The organism is Amedibacillus sp. YH-ame6, assembly GCF_053848845.1.
The window spans coordinates 301,794-318,094 of sequence record NZ_JBSPEZ010000001.1 but is presented as its reverse complement, the minus strand read 5'-3'; the positions used below and the strand labels follow the sequence as shown (position 1 = coordinate 318,094).

The following is a 16,301-nucleotide window of genomic DNA, read 5'->3' as shown; positions in this document are numbered from 1 at the left end:
GTCCTATGTTTAAAGATTCGGATAAAAAACTTAATCGCTTAACAATGAAAAATGTGTTGTTTATCATTACATTTACAATTGCGTTGATTTGGGTATTGTTACATATGAATGATGTGGTAGATGGATTCTTTTCTATTGTCGCAATGTGTAAACCATTTATATATGGTATCATGATCGCCTTTGTATTTAATTTGCCACTTAAATTCTTTATGCGTAAATTGCCATCTTCTTTAGGTAAAAGTAAAAAAATAGTCGCGGCATTATTGTCCGTTGGAGTAATTATACTTATATTCACATTTATCTTTTGGATTGTGGTACCACAAGTTGTCGAAAGTATTACAGCGTTAGCGGAACAATTGCCAGGCTATGTACAAAGTGCTGGGAAAATGCTGGATGATATCATTAAAAATCGTGATATACCAGAAGATATAATTAAACAAATCGATACAATCACAAAAAATATTGGAAGTACAATTGCGACAGTTATCAAAACTGGATTGCCTCAATTGTTAAATGTGGCAACGGGATTTGCGAGTAGTGTCGCAAATATCTTTATGGCATTAGTCATTGCGGTGTATTTAACGGTATCAAAAAATAAACTTATTTCACAATGCAAACGTTGTATCTATGCATTTACAAATGAAAAAACCAATACGTACCTATTACGCGTTGGAACACTTGTGAATAAGACATTCTCTTCCTTTATTGCAGGTCAATTAGTAGAAGCTATCATCATTGGGTTGTTGTGCTATGTTGGATGTTTAATTCTGAAATTCCCTTATGCACCTATTCTTGCGGTGATCATTGGATGTACAAATATCATACCTATCTTTGGAGCTATCTTTGGGGTTGCGATTTGTGCATTGTTAGTTGCCTTTGTAAATCCAGTACAAGGAGTGTTCTTTGTTATCTTTGGAATTTGTCTACAACAATTTGAGTCGAATCTAATTTACCCTAGGGTTGTAGGAAGTAGTGTTGGACTCTCAGGTTTATGGGTGCTATTTGCGATTACCGTAGGTGGTGGATTGTTTGGGTTTGCGGGAATGCTATTAGGCTTACCAACATTCTCTGTTATATATTGCCTACTTCGTGATGAAGTTAATCGTAGAGTGAAACTAAAAAAAGAAAAAGAAAAGAATGCAAAACTAGTAGAAGTGAGTGAGGGCTAATCGTTAGATTAGCTTTTCTTTCACAAAAATGGAATTCTACTTTAAAATCCGTTATAATGCTTACAGAGAGGTGATGACATGATAATTCTAATATCCCCAGCAAAAATAATGAAGGAACAACGTATACACGAGCCATCACAGCTTCCAATATATTTGTCTAAAACAAAAAGTATTGTAGAACAACTAAAAATATATGATATTGAAGATCTAAAAAAGCTGATGAAAATAGATGATAAAATAGCAATCATGACCTTACAAAGGTTCTCCGATATGAAGTTTGATCACAAGGGTTTTAGTGCCTTGGATATTTACGATGGAATTGCCTTTAAAGCAATCGCCATAGAAACTTGTAAGGATAAACAATGGAATTATTTAGACAAGCATTTAAGAATTCTTTCTGGTTTATATGGAATTGTAAAACCAAGTGATTCTATTTATCCATACAGATTAGAAATGCAAACAAAGTTGAGTGTTGATGATACTGCACATCTCTATGCATATTGGATGGAAGATTTAGCAAGTGCTATCATAAAAGAACAAGCGGATCATATAGAGCCTTATATCTTAAACTTAGCAAGTAAAGAATATGATAAATGTATTCGACCATATATAAAAGATGATAGCTTCATCGATATTGAATTCTATGAAAGAAAAGATCACAAGATAAAAATGCACTCGACTCAAGTAAAAAAAGCAAGGGGTATGATGGTGCGCTTTCTTGCGGATTATCATATCGAGTACTTAGAAGATGTCAAAACGTTTCAAGAAGATGGGTATAAATATCATGATGCTTTATCTAGCAATCGAAAACTAGTGTTCGTAAAAGATATGTAAATATTTCCCAGGAAAAGGAGGAAACGATATGCGTTATGCAATCAGTGCATGTTTAACAGGCGTTAATTGTAAATATAGTGGTGGTAATAATCTAGAAAATGAACTAATGGAATATATTAAGGATAAGGAATATATGACCATTTGTCCAGAAGTGCTAGGAGGTTTGCCAATACCTAGATTGAGTTGTGAAATTGTAGATGGAAAGATTTTAAATGCAGCAAATGAAGACTGTACAGAGGCTTTTTATGTAGGAGCTAGAATAGCATTAGAACAAATTATAGAGTATCAAGCGGATATCGTAATCTTACAACCTAGAAGTCCAAGTTGTGGAGTTGGGTACATATATGATGGGGCATTTCAAGGAAGGTTGAAAGATGGAAATGGTATTTTTGTGGAAATGCTGTTGAAAGAGGGAATTCCTGCGATGACTTGGGAAGAATTTAGTGCATCCACTAGAAAAGAGCAATAAACTATTATAATATGGAGGATTTACAGATAAAATATGATTTTTCTTTAAAAAAAGGCAAATTAAGATTGTAAGTGTTATCAAAATGGGTTAAAATAGTATATGTAAATAAGTTAATTTTAGGAGGAATATAAAATGAAACAAATTACTGTATCCGTAATCGATCCAGTTGGATTACACGCACGTCCAGCTACTGTTGCTGTAAATGCAGCTAGCAAATTCAAATGTGAAGTAAACGTATCTTTCAAAGGACGCGAAGTAAACATGAAATCAATCATGGGTGTTATGTCACTGGGAATCCCAACACAATCTGAGATTACTATCTCTTGTAATGGGGATGATGAAGAAGCAGCTATCGCTTCTATTGAAGAAGTATTACGCGCTCAAAAAATCATCGGTTAATTAAAAGACTAAGGAGAAAAAGATGAGGTAACTTGTCTTTTTTTTATATTCATTTGGTAAATATTTCAATTTTAATTCAAATTAGAAATCGCTTACATTCTACATCAATCTACAGATTTTTTTTATGTTATGTGATATAATAAAAACAACAATTATGGAAAGGGAGAATTTATCATGGTAAAAGAATTATACGAAAAATGGTGTAGTCATCCAAACCTTGATCCTTCTTATAAAGAAGTACTTCAAAAGATGGATGAAAAAGAAATGAATGATGCTTTTTATACAACAATAGAATTTGGTACAGCCGGGATGAGAGGACTATTAGGTCCAGGAACAAACCGTATCAATCTACATACGATTCGTAAAGCAAATGTAGGATTTGCGCAATATATTAGCGCGCATGGAGAAGACGCAAGAAAAGCAGGTGTTGCGATTGGTTATGATAATCGCCATATGTCTTATGAATTTGCGATGGATTCAGCTAAACTACTAGCAACTTATGGAATTACATCTTATGTGTTTGAAAGTTTACGTCCAACTCCTGAATTAAGCTTTGCGGTACGTTATTTCAAATGTTTTGGTGGAATTATGGTAACCGCATCTCATAATCCAAAAGAGTATAACGGATATAAACTATACGATGACAAAGGATGCCAATTGGTACCAGCACTTGCTCAACAAGTAATCGATCGCGTGAATGCTGTTGAAGATGAACTTGCTATTAAGGCAGAACCAACAAGTGAACAAGAAGCATTGATTCATATTATTGGAAAAGAAGTAGATGAAATCTACTATGAAAAAGTATTAGATATTCAATTAAATCCAAATATTGCGAAAGATAATGTAAAAATAATCTTTACTCCTGAACATGGAACAGCAAACATTCCTGTGAAAGAAGTATATACAAGAGCAGGTTACAACTTTGTGGCAGTAGAAGAACAATGCTCACCAGATCCTGACTTTTCAAATACACCTACTCCTAATCCAGAGGAAAAAGGAGCATATGATTTAGCATTAGAATATGCGAAACGCGAAGATGCAGATATCATTTTGGTATGTGATCCAGATGCTGACCGCATGGGTGTTGGTGTAAAACATGATGGTGAATATCGCTTACTAACTGGAAATCAAAGTGGTGCTGTTCTTATTGAATACATTTTCTCTCAATTAACTGCGAAAGATCGTATGCCAAATCAACCAGTTATGTTCAATACTGTAGTTACAAGTGATTTGGGTGAAAAGATTGCAGATAAATATGGTGTTGCTACTGAAAAGACATTAACTGGATTTAAATTCATTGGTGAAAAAGTCGCAAAATATGAAATCACAAATGAAAAACAATATGTATTTGGATATGAAGAAAGTTATGGTTCTTTGATCAAACCATTCGTACGTGATAAAGATGCTCCTCAAGCTTGTTTAATGTTGGCAGAGGCAGCGTGCTACTATAAAGAAAAAGGCAAAACTTTAGTCGATGTACTTTATGATTTATATGCAGAACTTGGCTATTATGAAGAAAGCCAAACTTCACTTACTTTAAAAGGACAAGAAGGTGCACAAAGAATTCAAGAAATATTGGCAACACTACGTAAAACTCAACTAAGCAATATCAATGGCTCTACTGTAACTCGTTTTGAAGATTATAAAGAAAGTAAAATCATCGAAAATGGAGAGGCACGCGAGTTAGAAGGATTTACAAAATCTGATGTCTTGAAGTATTACTTAGAAGATGGAAGCTGGATTGCAATTCGTCCAAGTGGTACAGAGCCAAAATGTAAGTTCTATTATTGTATTAAAGGAACTTCTTTAGAAGATGCACATCAAAAAACAGTTGCATACCAAAGTGCGATGGAGGAGCTTATTAAATAATTAGAATTCAAAATTCTTAATTACAATTTAAAAGCAAGAGGTAGGAATGCAGATATCACATCTGAATCTTACCTCTTTTAACTATGCTGATTTTAATCATTACTTTTTACTTTTCTTTCTCGTGTATTTTGAATTCCATAGGCTTCACGGTATTTTGTAACTGTTCGACGCGACACAGAATAATCATAGTTTTTTAATTCCTCGACTATTTGTAAATCCGAATAAGGGTGTTGTTTATCCTCATTTGAAATAATATCTCGAATTGCTTTCTTTATGGCGTCACTACTATCACCCTTCGTTGTAGAAGTAACAAAAAGGTGGGATAGAGGAAAAATATCATTCTCAAATTCATAATACTTGTTCATAACGGCACGGCTGACAGTTGCTTGATTCATGCCTAAAGTATTCGCAATATCGCTTTGTTTAAGAGGCTTTAATTCACTTTGATAAAGGAAATGGCTATTTTGCTGATTTATAATCTCGCTTGCCACAAGCATCATCGTAGCATTTCTTTTCTCTATGTTTGCTATAAATACCTTCGATTGCTCGAAGTAATCTTTTAAGACAGGGTTTGTCTTCATCAAATCCATATATTCATCATGATAGTGCAACTGCAAATTGTTGATTGGAGTAAGTATGAGGTTATTATCATCGATTTCTAGTTTTAAATCTGGTAGAATTTGTAACTCATTTTCACTGTAGAATGAACTACATGGATAAGGAGATAAAGATTGAATAAATTGGACAGTTCTTTTTACCTCGTTTTCACTACAGTTTGATAATCTTGCTATCTTACGATAGTCTTTTTTTGCTAGATCTTCTGTGTGTTCTAACAGTATTTTTTCAGCGAGTACGTTTTGCGATTTTTTTGCTTGTAGGTAGATCGCATGTAAACTATTTTTGGCGCCCACACCACAAGGTTCTAATGATTGTATGATAACAATGTGTTTCCTCAGTACGTCTATCGATATATTCAATAAAGATGAACAATCCTCATGGTTTTCCACAAAGAATCCATGTCGATCCAAAGATTCAATAATGTAAGTACAAACGGTATCATCGTATTTAAAATTACAAGTATGCAATTGTGAAAAAAGATGTTCCTTTAAATTAATAGGCTTTATGAAAGTGTTACATATATCAAAATATTCAAAGGATGTAGACCATGAATCATCGATTTCTAGTAATGGATTATCTTGAACAGCCTCAAAAATACTTTCTATTAGTTCATTGCTTGATAGTTTTAATATATCAAGAGAATCATAGAGAGCAGTATTAAACATCAAATTCTGTTTTAGAGTTTGCTTATTTTGTAGAGTTTGCTTCATCTTATCATCTCCATATCTATATTCTCGCATTTTTCATGCCAAAAATATAGAGTATTAGATTTTTTTAATTTACATTTTTTGTTTATATGCCTATGCTTGACAAATGTATCAAGAACTGTTATTTTGAAAAATAGAAAGCTGGTGTAGGTATGAATGAAGAAATATTAAGTTTCCTTCTACTGCAAACACAAAAGAAGCATTCCTCCACGGTCAATGAAATTAGTGAAGCAATTCATATGAGTAGAAATCTAACTGCAAAGGCAGTTCATGAATTGTATGATCAGGGAAGAATTATAAGTATCGATGGGGAAAAACGATGCTATTATCACAAGGAGTTACTAGAGGAAATGTATCATCAGACGTTATCACAAACGCAGTTTAAATGCGATAGGTCTTTGTGGGATGCATTAGGAAATGAAGAACGAAGAGATTTTGAGAAGTTAATAGGATTCGATGACAGTTTAGCAACATGTGTTGAAATGTGTAAAGCAGCAATCTCTTATCCACAGAATTCCCTTCCTGTTTTATTGAATGGACCAACAGGTACAGGAAAAAGTTTTATGGCACAACTTATGTACGAATATGCATGTGGTTGTGGAATTATAGCTGAGGACGCTCCATTTATAACCTTGAACTGTAGCGAATACGCGAATAATCCCGAACTATTAAGTGCACATTTATTTGGGCATAAAAAAGGAGCATTCACCGGTGCAGATAGAGATAATCCAGGGCTTATTCAAGCAGCACATGGAGGAATTTTATTTCTTGATGAGGTGCATTGTCTAAAAGCAGAATGCCAAGAAAAACTATTCTTATTTATGGATAAAGGTGAATTCCATCGTATTGGTGAAAATGAAAAATGGGAAACTTCCCATGTTCGTTTGATTTTTGCAACTACAGAGAGTCCTGAAAAAGTTCTTTTGAAAACATTTTTACGGCGTATTCCTGTACTCGTTTATATACCTGCTCTTAGTGAACGAGGTATATATGAAAGAATACAATTACTGTATACAATTTTTTCGCAGGAAGAAAAGAGAATACAAAGACCTATTTCTATATCTAATCTAGTGTATAATGCGTTTTTAAGTTATCACTTTACTGGAAACATAGGTGAATTAAAAAATACGATTCAAGTATGTTGTGCTCATGCATTACATACATCAAATGAAGAAAGTCTACAAATACATTTAGAAGATCTTCCAGATAAAATGTTTGATCAAACAAAGCAAACAGGTTCCAATCTTTGTGAAAGTGATGAAAGAATGATTCGCATCAATGATTTAAGAAACCAAGGGAATAAGGAAAGTCCTCTACTTTTGCTATATGAATCATTTGCTACAGAGTGTAATGTGTTAGATGACTATTTGAATAGTTTACAAGTTTACTACGATAAAGTTAATTTTGATACACAAAATGCAACTAGTAATAAACACGAATTTATCTTTGAGAATCTGGAAGGGATTGTTCGCAAGACTTTTCAAAAATATGGAGGTAAGATAAACAACAACGATTTATTGTCTTTGTTTCATATGTTTGAAGATATACGAAGACAGCCAATGAATGTAAAGAAATTTCAATTAGAGAACAAAGAGATGTTGCATAAGTTACATACATTTATAAAAAGTGCTTTACCTAAAGAGAAACTCATGTCAAATGAAATTATGCAATTACTATACCGCCAAACTGATTTAAGATTCGAATCCTTTGATATAGATGTACTAGCTTTGATTATAAGATTGTTTAATAGAAATACGGATCTTCATAAACGTATTGGAATCATTTTGGCACATGGCTATTCCACTGCTAGTTCAATTGCAGATGCAGCAAATAAATTATTAGATGATTATATTTTTGAATCTATCGATATGGCAATCGATGATGATAGTTCAAAAATCGTGGAGGAATTGAATACATATTTGCACAACAACAATAATTTTGAAGAACTGGTACTATTAGTTGATATGGGATCACTAGAACAAATCTATACAGGAATTGATCAAAATATCCATGCGAATATAGGAATCGTTAATAATATAACAACAAAGCTTGCATTAGAAGTAGGGAATGGATTAAGAAATAATGTTCCTTTGCATGAATTATTACAAGTGGTGTGCGAAGGGAATGAATTTCGTTTTCACATCATCGAAAAAAGACAAAAAGAGGATATCATTGTTTGCGCATGTGCTAGTGGATTGGGAACCGCAGAGAAATTAAGAAAGTTATTGATTTCTTCCTTTCCTTCAGATATCAAAATTCATGTTGTAACACATGATTATCATCTTCTTATGGCACAAAAAGAACATAGCGAATTATTTGAAAAAAACAATGTCCTTTGCGTAATAGGTACACTCGATCCAGTGATTGACAATGTAGCATTCATACCGATTGAAGAATTGATTGTTGAACAAGATATAGAAAAATTAGGACATATCCTTCGAGACTATATGAACAAGGATGAGGTAGAAAAATTCAAACAAGATATATTGAAGAACTTCTCATTGACTAATGTTATGAATTACTTAACGATTCTAAATCCAACGATGTTGTTGGAGCATGTTGCTTCAGCCTTGGATCACCTTCAGAAAATATACGGTATACATTTGCATAATACGACTTGTGTTGGCTTGTATGTACATATATGTTGTATGATTGAAAGATTGGTTATGCGACAGCCTTTGGATAACTATGTGGATATTGATCATTTAAAGAAGATGGAACATAAATTTATACAATGTGTAAAAAAATCATTTGAAGATACAGAAAAATATTATGGCATTGAAATACCAGAACACGAAATCGGATATATATATGATTATATTCAAAATGGTGCCAATATGAATGATGAATGGTAAAAAAGTAGATAAATATTCTACTTTTTTTAAAGTTTGGCACACCCTATGCGATACTAATTTGTGAATGGAATTCCAGTTTAGAAAGGATTGATGAGATTGAGAAATGTGATTCTAGCATCACACGGAGCATTGTGTGAAGGCATGAAAGATTCATTAAGAATGATTGCAGGTGAAGAGATTGTAAAAGATGTACGAACATACTCTTTACACCCTGGAGAAAATGCAATCGAATTCGCACAAGAGTTAAAAAGGGAAATAGAAAGTCATCCAGAAGAAGAATATATTGTGATTACGGATGTACTAGGAGGTAGTGTACATACCTCAATGCTTCAAATTCTAGGAAACAAAAACATCAAACTATTTACAGGGATGAATTTGGCTATGACTCTAGAAATAGTTACTTCTACAGAAGTAATGGAAGGTCACGAAAACCATTACTTAGAGGTAGGCAGAAATGGGATTATGTTTACAGAGAATATAGATTTATTAAATACGGAATCAGAAGATTTCTAACAGGAGATGAATGATGGAAAATAAGAATTTTTTGAGTATATTTCAAAATGAAAAGCCAGTATTCGGTATGTTACATCTGAAAGGCAGTACTCATGATGAAATTTTTGAAAAAGCAAAAAATGAAATAGACTTATATATAGAAGGAGGAGTAGATGCAATCATTGTAGAGAATTATTTTGGAAATTACTATGATATGGAAAATATCCTTCAATATTTGCTTGATGCAAAAAAAGATATTATCTATGGTGTAAATTGCTTGCATGTAGATCCAATGGGATTCTATTTGGCAAAGAAATACTGTGCTAGCTTTGTTCAATTAGACTCTGTTTGTGGACATTTGAAAGTACGAGATGATCCGGGATTTGATGAATTTATTAAGTTGTGTAAAAAAGGTTATGATGGTTATATATTGGGCGGAGTTAGGTTTAAATATCAACCATATAAATCAGGAAGAACGCTAGAGGAAGATTTGAATATAGGGAAAACTAGATGTGATGCCATTGTGGTTACACAAGATGCAACTGGACAAGAAACAAGCCTTGATAAAATAGAAAAATTCCGTAAAATTCTAGGAGATTTTCCATTAGTTATCGGTGCTGGAATGACGCCTGATAATTGTGAAAAACAATTAGAATTAGCAGATGCTGCAATCGTAGGAAGTTACTTTAAAGATACATATAAGGATGATGGTGACTTGGATTTGTCACATATTCAAGATATGGTGCACGCATTAAATAATATACGAAAGAAAAAAGGAGTGTAGTACATGATAAAAACGGTAAGAATAGATCATCGATTATTGCATGGACAAGTTGCGTTTTCATGGACGAAATTTCTTGAAGCAGATTGTATTTTACTTGCTAGTGATGAATTGATGAAGGATGAGTTGAAAATGAGTGCCATGCGCTTAGCAAAACCCGTTGGTGTAAAACTTGTAATGAAATCTCTAGATGATTCAATTCAAGCGATAAAAAGTGGAGTAACAGATAAATATAAATTATTTATTATAGTTGAAAGTGTAGAAGATGCATATCGTTTGTGCAATGGAATTGATGCTATTAAATCAGTAAATATAGGGGGAATGAAAATGAGAGAAGATCGTCGTCAAATTTCAAAAGCAGTGTTTGTCAGTGAAGATGATATTCGCTTGTTTCAAGAGCTTCATCAACGTAATATCGAATTAGAAGTTCGTTTAGTTCCAAGCGATACAAAACAAGACGTAATGTCTTTGATAAAAAATAAATAAGAAAGGGAGAGTATCATGACAGATAATTTAATGTTACAAACAGTTTTAATAACGTTAGTTGCTTTATTTGGTTACATGCACAATTGGTTGGGTTCAACTATGTGGAATCGTCCAATTGTTGTCTCAGCTTTGACAGGACTTGTATTAGGAGATTTAACAACAGGTATTATTACAGGAGCAACGTTGGAATTAATATTCTTAGGAGCAGTTCCAATTGGAGCAAGTAATCCCCCTGATACTACATCAGGAGCGATTATAGGGACATCTTTCGTAATATTAAGTGGACAAGAAATTGGTGCAGCAGTTGCGTTGGCAATCCCTGTAGCTACATTAGTTTTATTAATTGGTAATGTATTCATGATGTTTGTGGTTCCTGAAGCAGTTCATTTAGCAGATCGCTATGCAAAAAATGGAGATTGCAACAAAGTAAATATGGTTGCTATTGCGACAAGCTTAGGGTATCGACTTGCACAAGCTATTATTGTTGGAATTGGATTTTATATCGGTGTTCCAGTAATTAAAGATATTCTAGACTTTGTACCTAAATTTATCATTGATGGAATGAATGTTGCAGCTGGTATTCTTCCTGCGATTGGTTTTGCAATGTTAGCGAAAATGATTGTTTCAAAGGAATTATCACCATTTTTATTGATAGGGTTCTTATTGGCAGCATATTTAAAAGTGCCTGTATTCGGCGTTGCATTATCAGGTTTAGCGATTGCTAGTATCATATTCTTTAAAGACAGTAAAAATCAAAAGGAGGTTTTTGTTGATGAAAACGAATTCTAAAGTTGAGACATTGATGGAAGGTTCTCGCATAACAAAGGGTGATTTTTGGAAAGTATTTCGCCGTTCATGTTGTTTAGATTCCGCATGGAACTATGAACGTCAACAAAACCTAATGTATTGTTTCATGATGATTCCAATTTTGAAACGACTTTATTCAGATGATAAAGAAAAAATGGCGGATGCACTTCAAAGACATCTAGAGTTTATGTCATGTACCCCTCATATTGTTACTTTGTTAGGAGGTATTACAGGTGCGATGGAAGAGGAAAATGCAAACAATCCCGATTTCGACGCAGCTAGTATCAGTGCTGTAAAAACATCTCTTATGGGACCTATGGCAGGTATTGGAGATTCATTCTTCTGGGGAACTCTACTAACGATTGCTATTGGTATTGGTGTCTCTTTTGCAAAAGAAGGAAGTATTATTGGACCAATTGCATTTATCTTAATCATTAATATACCTGGCTTTTTGGCAAGATATTATTGCTTAAAATCTGGATTCAAGTATGGGGTTAAATTCTTTAGTGATTTAAATGATAATGCAATCATTCAAAACATTACTAAAGCAGCCTCTATTCTTGGGCTTATGGTAATTGGTGCGATGATTGCTACTACTGTTAATATCACAATTCCTTATGAGATAGGAGTTGCAGGTGCAACACAACCTATTCAAACGTACATTGATCAAATAATGCCATGCTTACTACCTGTGTTAGCGTTTGGTATTATGTATTGGTTATTAGGAAAGAATATTAAAACAACAACAATATTAGTGTTTCTAATTATTATATCTTGTATTGGAACATTCTTCGGTATTGTATAGAACTCGGGATGGTCGATTTATTGACCATCTTTTTTCTATTTCATACAATTTCCACATATTATAATGAAACCCTTTACATAAATGTAAAATATGACATAAAACGCTATGTTTTATACGGAAAATAGAGTAAAATAGAAGATATAAAGAAACTGGAGGATTACGTATGAAAAAACATAATTTACAAGAATATTACAAGGGGAATGATATTCATGCATATGAAACATTTGGTGCACATGTGTGTGTAGAAAGAGATTGTAAAGGTGTTCGATTTACAACCTATGCTCCACATGCGAAGAGCATTCAAGTCATTGGGTCATTTGATGATTGGAGTTGTAAAGGTCATGAAATGAAACGTAAAGATGATAAAGGGGTATGGTCTTTATTTATCAAAGATGTAAAAGAGGGAGATATGTATAAATATCGTATCACCCAAGCAACCGATCGTGTTGTGGATAAAATGGATCCTTATGCTTTTTATAGCGAGTTACGTCCCAACACCGCAAGTATTGTAGCGGATATTGACAGTATGAAGTGGACAGATGAAAAATGGATGTCCACACGTACAAAAAACTTTGATAAACCTTTGAATATTTATGAGATGCATCTTGGTTCATGGAAAAAAGATGAAGCAATCGAATGGGTGAATTATAAAACTATCGCAAAGGAATTAATTGCATATTTAAAAGATCATAACTTTACACATGTGGAATTGATGCCTTTAAATGAATTCCCATTTGATGGTTCATGGGGATATCAGTGTAGTGGATATTTCAGTGCTACTTCTCGTTATGGAAGCGTGAAAGATTTAATGTATCTTATCAATGCTTTACATAAAGCTAATATAGGAGTTATTTTAGATTTTGTGCCTGTGCACTTCGTAAAAGATGATTTCTCCTTATCATATTTTGATGGAACACCACTTTATGAATATGAAAAAGCAGTAGATGCGGATTCACAATGGGGGACTGCAAACTTTAACCTTTGGCGTGAAGAAGTACGCTCTTTCCTCATGTCTGCGGCATCTTTCTGGATTGATAAATATCATATTGATGGATTACGTATGGATGCGATTTCCAATGTTATTCATTGGCATGGTAACAAAGATTTAGGAGAAAACGAAGGAGCTATTCATTTTATCAAACGAATGAATTACAACCTATCACAAGAATATCCTGGTGTTATGTTAATCGCAGAAGATTCAAGTGACTTCCCGAAAGTAACAGCCTCAACCTTAGATGGCGGATTAGGGTTTGATTACAAATGGGATTTAGGATGGATGAATGATACCTTGCAATACCTTGAAAAAGACCCAATTTATCGTAAATGGCACCAAAGTAGTATTACGTTCTCTATGGCATATTTCTATTCTGAACGATTTATGGTGGAATTTAGCCATGATGAAGTTGTACATGGTAAAAAAACAATCGTAGATAAAATGTGGGGAAGTTATGAACAGAAATTCTCACAATTACGAACTCTTTACCTATATATGTTCACACACCCTGGAAAGAAATTGAATTTTATGGGAAATGAATTAGCACATTTCCGTGAATGGGATGAAACGAAACAATGTGATTGGGATTTATTGAAATATCCAATGCATGATGCATTCAATAAGTACTTTGGAAAGCTAGGAGAATTATATACAACGATTCCTGCACTTTATGAAAAAGATTATGATTGTGCATCTTTTGAATGGATTGATGCGGATAATGCAGATGAGAATCTATTTTCATTCTTGCGTAAAAATGAAGATCGAAATTATGTAGTTGTTTTAAATTTCTCCCCAAATGCTTACCAAAAACATGTGTTTGGTGTACCTTTTGCGGGAACCTACAACGAAATCTTAAATACCGAATTAGATATTTATGGTGGAGAGATAACAGGGTTACAAAAAGTGAAAGCAGAGAAAGAAGAATGTAACAAACAACCTTATCGTATTGCGGTTGATGTACCAGCCTTTGGTGGAGTGCTTTTAGAGTATAAAATAAAGAAGACCACGCCAACAAAGAAAACGGCTGTTAAAGCTACCAAGAATGTTAAGAAATGATCGTTTGCTAATTCAGCACAACCTGTGTATAATAATTGCAAATGCTTTAAGCGAAAGGCAGGGATTTTATGAAAGTAGTAGTCATCGGTAGTGGAAGCTGGGGAACTGGCCTAGCACAAGTGTTATGTGATAACAAAGTAGATGTAACCATTTATGGAAACTGTGAAAGTGAAATACAGGACATCAATGAGAATCATAGAAATTCAAAATACTTTGAGAATGTAGATATCAATCCAGATTTAAAGGGAACGATGGATATTGAAGTGGTCAAAGGTGCAGATATTGTGTTATTAACGGTACCTACCATTGCGATAGAAAGTGTTTGTAAACAAATAGATCCTCTATTAGATAAGAAGACAATCATCGTCAATGCATCAAAAGGTTTCCATCCAGAAACTTTTGAACGTATGTCTTGCGTAATTCGTAAACATATCAGTCCTGAACATTTGAGTAGTGTCGTATCTCTTATTGGACCAAGTCACGCGGAAGAAGTAGTGGTTCGTATGTTAACAACCATTTGTGCTATTTCTTTAAATGAAGAAGACGCTAAAGTTGTTCAAGAGACATTCTCTAATGATTATCTACGTATCTATACAGGAAATGATGAAATCGGTAGTGAAATTGGAGTCGCTATTAAAAATGCGATTGCAGTTGCTAGTGGTGTGCTTTCTGGCTTAGGTTATGGAGATAATACACGTGCTGCTTTGATTACTCGCGGTCTTATGGAAATGACACGTTATGGAGTTGCTATGGGTGGACGTCAAGAAACATTCATGGGCTTGACTGGTATAGGTGACTTAATTGTTACTTGTACAAGTAAGCATTCACGTAATTTCCAAGCTGGTTATGAAATAGGAGAACACGATAGTGCGAAATATTTCTGGGATAACAATACAAAAACTGTAGAAGGTGTGCGTACTGCGAAAGCAGTTCATGAAACAGCTGTAAAAGCAGGAATTGATATGCCAATTGTAAATGAAATATATCGTGTGTTATTTGAAGATGAAAAACCAAGTGAATCCGCAAAGACTTTGATGTTGCGTGATTTGAAAACGGAAATCAATTTATAAAATGCATATATAAAACTGAAATGTAAGGAGGATTATTTTCTAAGTATTCCTCCTTTTTATATATGTAATATTTATATAGGGATAAAGCATTCTAGAAACTGGAGTGCTTTTCTTGTATCCTGTACAAATAATGTTATACGTTGTGAAATAAATTGTATTTGATTTATCTTAGATGGATTGTTATTTTATACTAGAAGGAACATTAGAAATGGGAGTGATGTAATGAACAACGCAATGTTACTAGTTTTAATATCCATTGTTATGATGGCGATTGCTATACCATTCATTATTAGGAGTTTATTATGGAATCGTGTTTTGAAATATTTGCATAAAGGACAATATGAGGATGTATTGAAGAATCTTCATAGTAACGCATTCAAACTGTTTTTTAGTGAGTATGATCGACAATACAATTGTTTACGAGTATATCTAGCAAAATCAGAGAATAAAAAGATTGAAGAACAAACAAAGATACTATTAGCGATGAAATTAAGTGAACAACAGGCATATCAAGTTGCCAGTCAAACGTATTTTTATTTTTTAGAAAAAGGTAATAAAGAGATATGTTCTCAAATACTAGAGTTCATAAAGAATAAGGCGGATGAGAATACGATTCGTTATAATAGTATGCTTTATCGTGTCATGATTGAAAAGAAGTATGAGGATATAGAACCATTAGAACGTATGCTTGTAGATATGGAGCAAGCCAAAGTAAAAAAGGATTATCAAGCTGATCATCAAGTACAAATGGGATTATTACAGTATCTACTAGCTTTGCAATATTCTTATAAGAAAGATCGTAAGATGATGGAAGCATATGTACATAAGGCAAAGGGGAATTTAAAGGGAACACCTTATTACAAAAAAGTAAAACAACTTTATAGTTGAAA

General features: G+C 33.5%; 15 protein-coding genes. 14 read left to right on the top strand and 1 reads right to left on the bottom strand.

The window, feature by feature from the left end:
- Positions 1-5: 5 nt before the first annotated feature.
- The 5 genes from ACWG0P_RS01505 to ACWG0P_RS01485 all read left to right on the top strand — a co-directional run bounded on the left by ACWG0P_RS01505 (position 6) and on the right by ACWG0P_RS01485 (position 4,740).
- The gene (locus ACWG0P_RS01505; protein ID WP_455791767.1) at positions 6-1,169 is read left to right on the top strand and encodes an AI-2E family transporter; all 1,164 of its coding nucleotides are present in this window, start codon (positions 6-8) and stop codon (positions 1,167-1,169) included.
- A 78-nt stretch (positions 1,170-1,247) separates the two neighbouring features.
- Positions 1,248-2,003 (top strand): peroxide stress protein YaaA, encoded by a 756-nt coding sequence (gene yaaA / locus ACWG0P_RS01500; RefSeq protein ID WP_455800160.1) that lies wholly within the window; start codon positions 1,248-1,250, stop codon positions 2,001-2,003.
- A 28-nt stretch (positions 2,004-2,031) separates the two neighbouring features.
- The gene (locus ACWG0P_RS01495) at positions 2,032-2,472 is read left to right on the top strand and encodes a DUF523 domain-containing protein (RefSeq protein ID WP_455800159.1); all 441 of its coding nucleotides are present in this window, start codon (positions 2,032-2,034) and stop codon (positions 2,470-2,472) included.
- Between the two features lie 132 nt (positions 2,473-2,604).
- Positions 2,605-2,871: a phosphocarrier protein HPr gene (locus tag ACWG0P_RS01490; RefSeq protein ID WP_455791773.1), complete on the top strand. Its 267-nt coding sequence runs from the start codon at positions 2,605-2,607 to the stop codon at positions 2,869-2,871.
- A gap of 174 nt (positions 2,872-3,045) precedes the next feature.
- Positions 3,046-4,740: a phospho-sugar mutase gene (locus tag ACWG0P_RS01485; RefSeq protein WP_455800158.1), complete on the top strand. Its 1,695-nt coding sequence runs from the start codon at positions 3,046-3,048 to the stop codon at positions 4,738-4,740.
- Positions 4,741-4,832: 92 nt separating this feature from the next.
- On the opposite strand, the gene rpoN is transcribed toward ACWG0P_RS01485, so the two are convergent.
- Positions 4,833-6,068: an RNA polymerase factor sigma-54 gene (gene rpoN, locus ACWG0P_RS01480; RefSeq protein WP_455800157.1), complete on the bottom strand. Its 1,236-nt coding sequence runs from the start codon at positions 6,066-6,068 to the stop codon at positions 4,833-4,835.
- Between the two features lie 149 nt (positions 6,069-6,217).
- Here rpoN and ACWG0P_RS01475 point away from each other — a divergent pair, with 149 nt between their 5' ends.
- The 9 genes from ACWG0P_RS01475 to ACWG0P_RS01435 all read left to right on the top strand — a co-directional run bounded on the left by ACWG0P_RS01475 (position 6,218) and on the right by ACWG0P_RS01435 (position 16,299).
- Positions 6,218-8,920, top strand: a complete 2,703-nt coding sequence (locus ACWG0P_RS01475) for a sigma 54-interacting transcriptional regulator (protein WP_455800156.1) — start codon at positions 6,218-6,220, stop codon at positions 8,918-8,920.
- A gap of 90 nt (positions 8,921-9,010) precedes the next feature.
- Positions 9,011-9,433 (top strand): PTS sugar transporter subunit IIA, encoded by a 423-nt coding sequence (locus tag ACWG0P_RS01470; RefSeq protein ID WP_455800155.1) that lies wholly within the window; start codon positions 9,011-9,013, stop codon positions 9,431-9,433.
- A 13-nt stretch (positions 9,434-9,446) separates the two neighbouring features.
- Entirely contained in the window at positions 9,447-10,196 is a 750-nt protein-coding gene (locus ACWG0P_RS01465; RefSeq protein ID WP_455800154.1) for a BtpA/SgcQ family protein, read from the top strand.
- A gap of 3 nt (positions 10,197-10,199) precedes the next feature.
- A complete protein-coding gene (locus ACWG0P_RS01460; protein ID WP_455800153.1) occupies positions 10,200-10,679 on the top strand; it encodes a PTS sugar transporter subunit IIB in 480 nt (159 codons plus the stop codon).
- 15 nt (positions 10,680-10,694) lie between these two features.
- Entirely contained in the window at positions 10,695-11,468 is a 774-nt protein-coding gene (locus ACWG0P_RS01455; protein WP_455800152.1) for a PTS mannose/fructose/sorbose/N-acetylgalactosamine transporter subunit IIC, read from the top strand.
- Entirely contained in the window at positions 11,452-12,291 is an 840-nt protein-coding gene (locus ACWG0P_RS01450) for a PTS system mannose/fructose/sorbose family transporter subunit IID (RefSeq protein WP_455800151.1), read from the top strand. Before ACWG0P_RS01455 ends, ACWG0P_RS01450 begins: the two co-directional genes overlap by 17 nt.
- 163 nt (positions 12,292-12,454) lie before the next feature.
- Positions 12,455-14,341: a 1,4-alpha-glucan branching protein GlgB gene (gene glgB, locus ACWG0P_RS01445; protein ID WP_455800150.1), complete on the top strand. Its 1,887-nt coding sequence runs from the start codon at positions 12,455-12,457 to the stop codon at positions 14,339-14,341.
- A gap of 68 nt (positions 14,342-14,409) precedes the next feature.
- Positions 14,410-15,411 carry an NAD(P)H-dependent glycerol-3-phosphate dehydrogenase gene (locus ACWG0P_RS01440; protein ID WP_455800149.1) on the top strand — a complete coding sequence of 334 codons (1,002 nt, stop codon included), beginning with the start codon at positions 14,410-14,412 and terminating at the stop codon, positions 15,409-15,411.
- A gap of 222 nt (positions 15,412-15,633) precedes the next feature.
- Positions 15,634-16,299 (top strand): hypothetical protein, encoded by a 666-nt coding sequence (locus ACWG0P_RS01435; protein ID WP_455800148.1) that lies wholly within the window; start codon positions 15,634-15,636, stop codon positions 16,297-16,299.
- Positions 16,300-16,301 lie beyond the last annotated feature (2 nt).

Excerpts from the sequence above, each read along its gene's own strand:
- ACWG0P_RS01505 (WP_455791767.1), top strand. The coding sequence starts at position 6 with ATGTTTAAAGATTCGGATAAAAAACTTAATCGCTTAACAATGAAAAAT.
- yaaA (WP_455800160.1), top strand. The coding sequence starts at position 1,248 with ATGATAATTCTAATATCCCCAGCAAAAATAATGAAGGAACAACGTATA.
- ACWG0P_RS01495 (WP_455800159.1), top strand. The coding sequence starts at position 2,032 with ATGCGTTATGCAATCAGTGCATGTTTAACAGGCGTTAATTGTAAATAT.
- ACWG0P_RS01490 (WP_455791773.1), top strand. The coding sequence starts at position 2,605 with ATGAAACAAATTACTGTATCCGTAATCGATCCAGTTGGATTACACGCA.
- ACWG0P_RS01485 (WP_455800158.1), top strand. The coding sequence starts at position 3,046 with ATGGTAAAAGAATTATACGAAAAATGGTGTAGTCATCCAAACCTTGAT.
- rpoN (WP_455800157.1), bottom strand. The coding sequence starts at position 6,068 with ATGAAGCAAACTCTACAAAATAAGCAAACTCTAAAACAGAATTTGATG.
- ACWG0P_RS01475 (WP_455800156.1), top strand. The coding sequence starts at position 6,218 with ATGAATGAAGAAATATTAAGTTTCCTTCTACTGCAAACACAAAAGAAG.
- ACWG0P_RS01470 (WP_455800155.1), top strand. The coding sequence starts at position 9,011 with ATGAGATTGAGAAATGTGATTCTAGCATCACACGGAGCATTGTGTGAA.
- ACWG0P_RS01465 (WP_455800154.1), top strand. The coding sequence starts at position 9,447 with ATGGAAAATAAGAATTTTTTGAGTATATTTCAAAATGAAAAGCCAGTA.
- ACWG0P_RS01460 (WP_455800153.1), top strand. The coding sequence starts at position 10,200 with ATGATAAAAACGGTAAGAATAGATCATCGATTATTGCATGGACAAGTT.
- ACWG0P_RS01455 (WP_455800152.1), top strand. The coding sequence starts at position 10,695 with ATGACAGATAATTTAATGTTACAAACAGTTTTAATAACGTTAGTTGCT.
- ACWG0P_RS01450 (WP_455800151.1), top strand. The coding sequence starts at position 11,452 with ATGAAAACGAATTCTAAAGTTGAGACATTGATGGAAGGTTCTCGCATA.
- glgB (WP_455800150.1), top strand. The coding sequence starts at position 12,455 with ATGAAAAAACATAATTTACAAGAATATTACAAGGGGAATGATATTCAT.
- ACWG0P_RS01440 (WP_455800149.1), top strand. The coding sequence starts at position 14,410 with ATGAAAGTAGTAGTCATCGGTAGTGGAAGCTGGGGAACTGGCCTAGCA.
- ACWG0P_RS01435 (WP_455800148.1), top strand. The coding sequence starts at position 15,634 with ATGAACAACGCAATGTTACTAGTTTTAATATCCATTGTTATGATGGCG.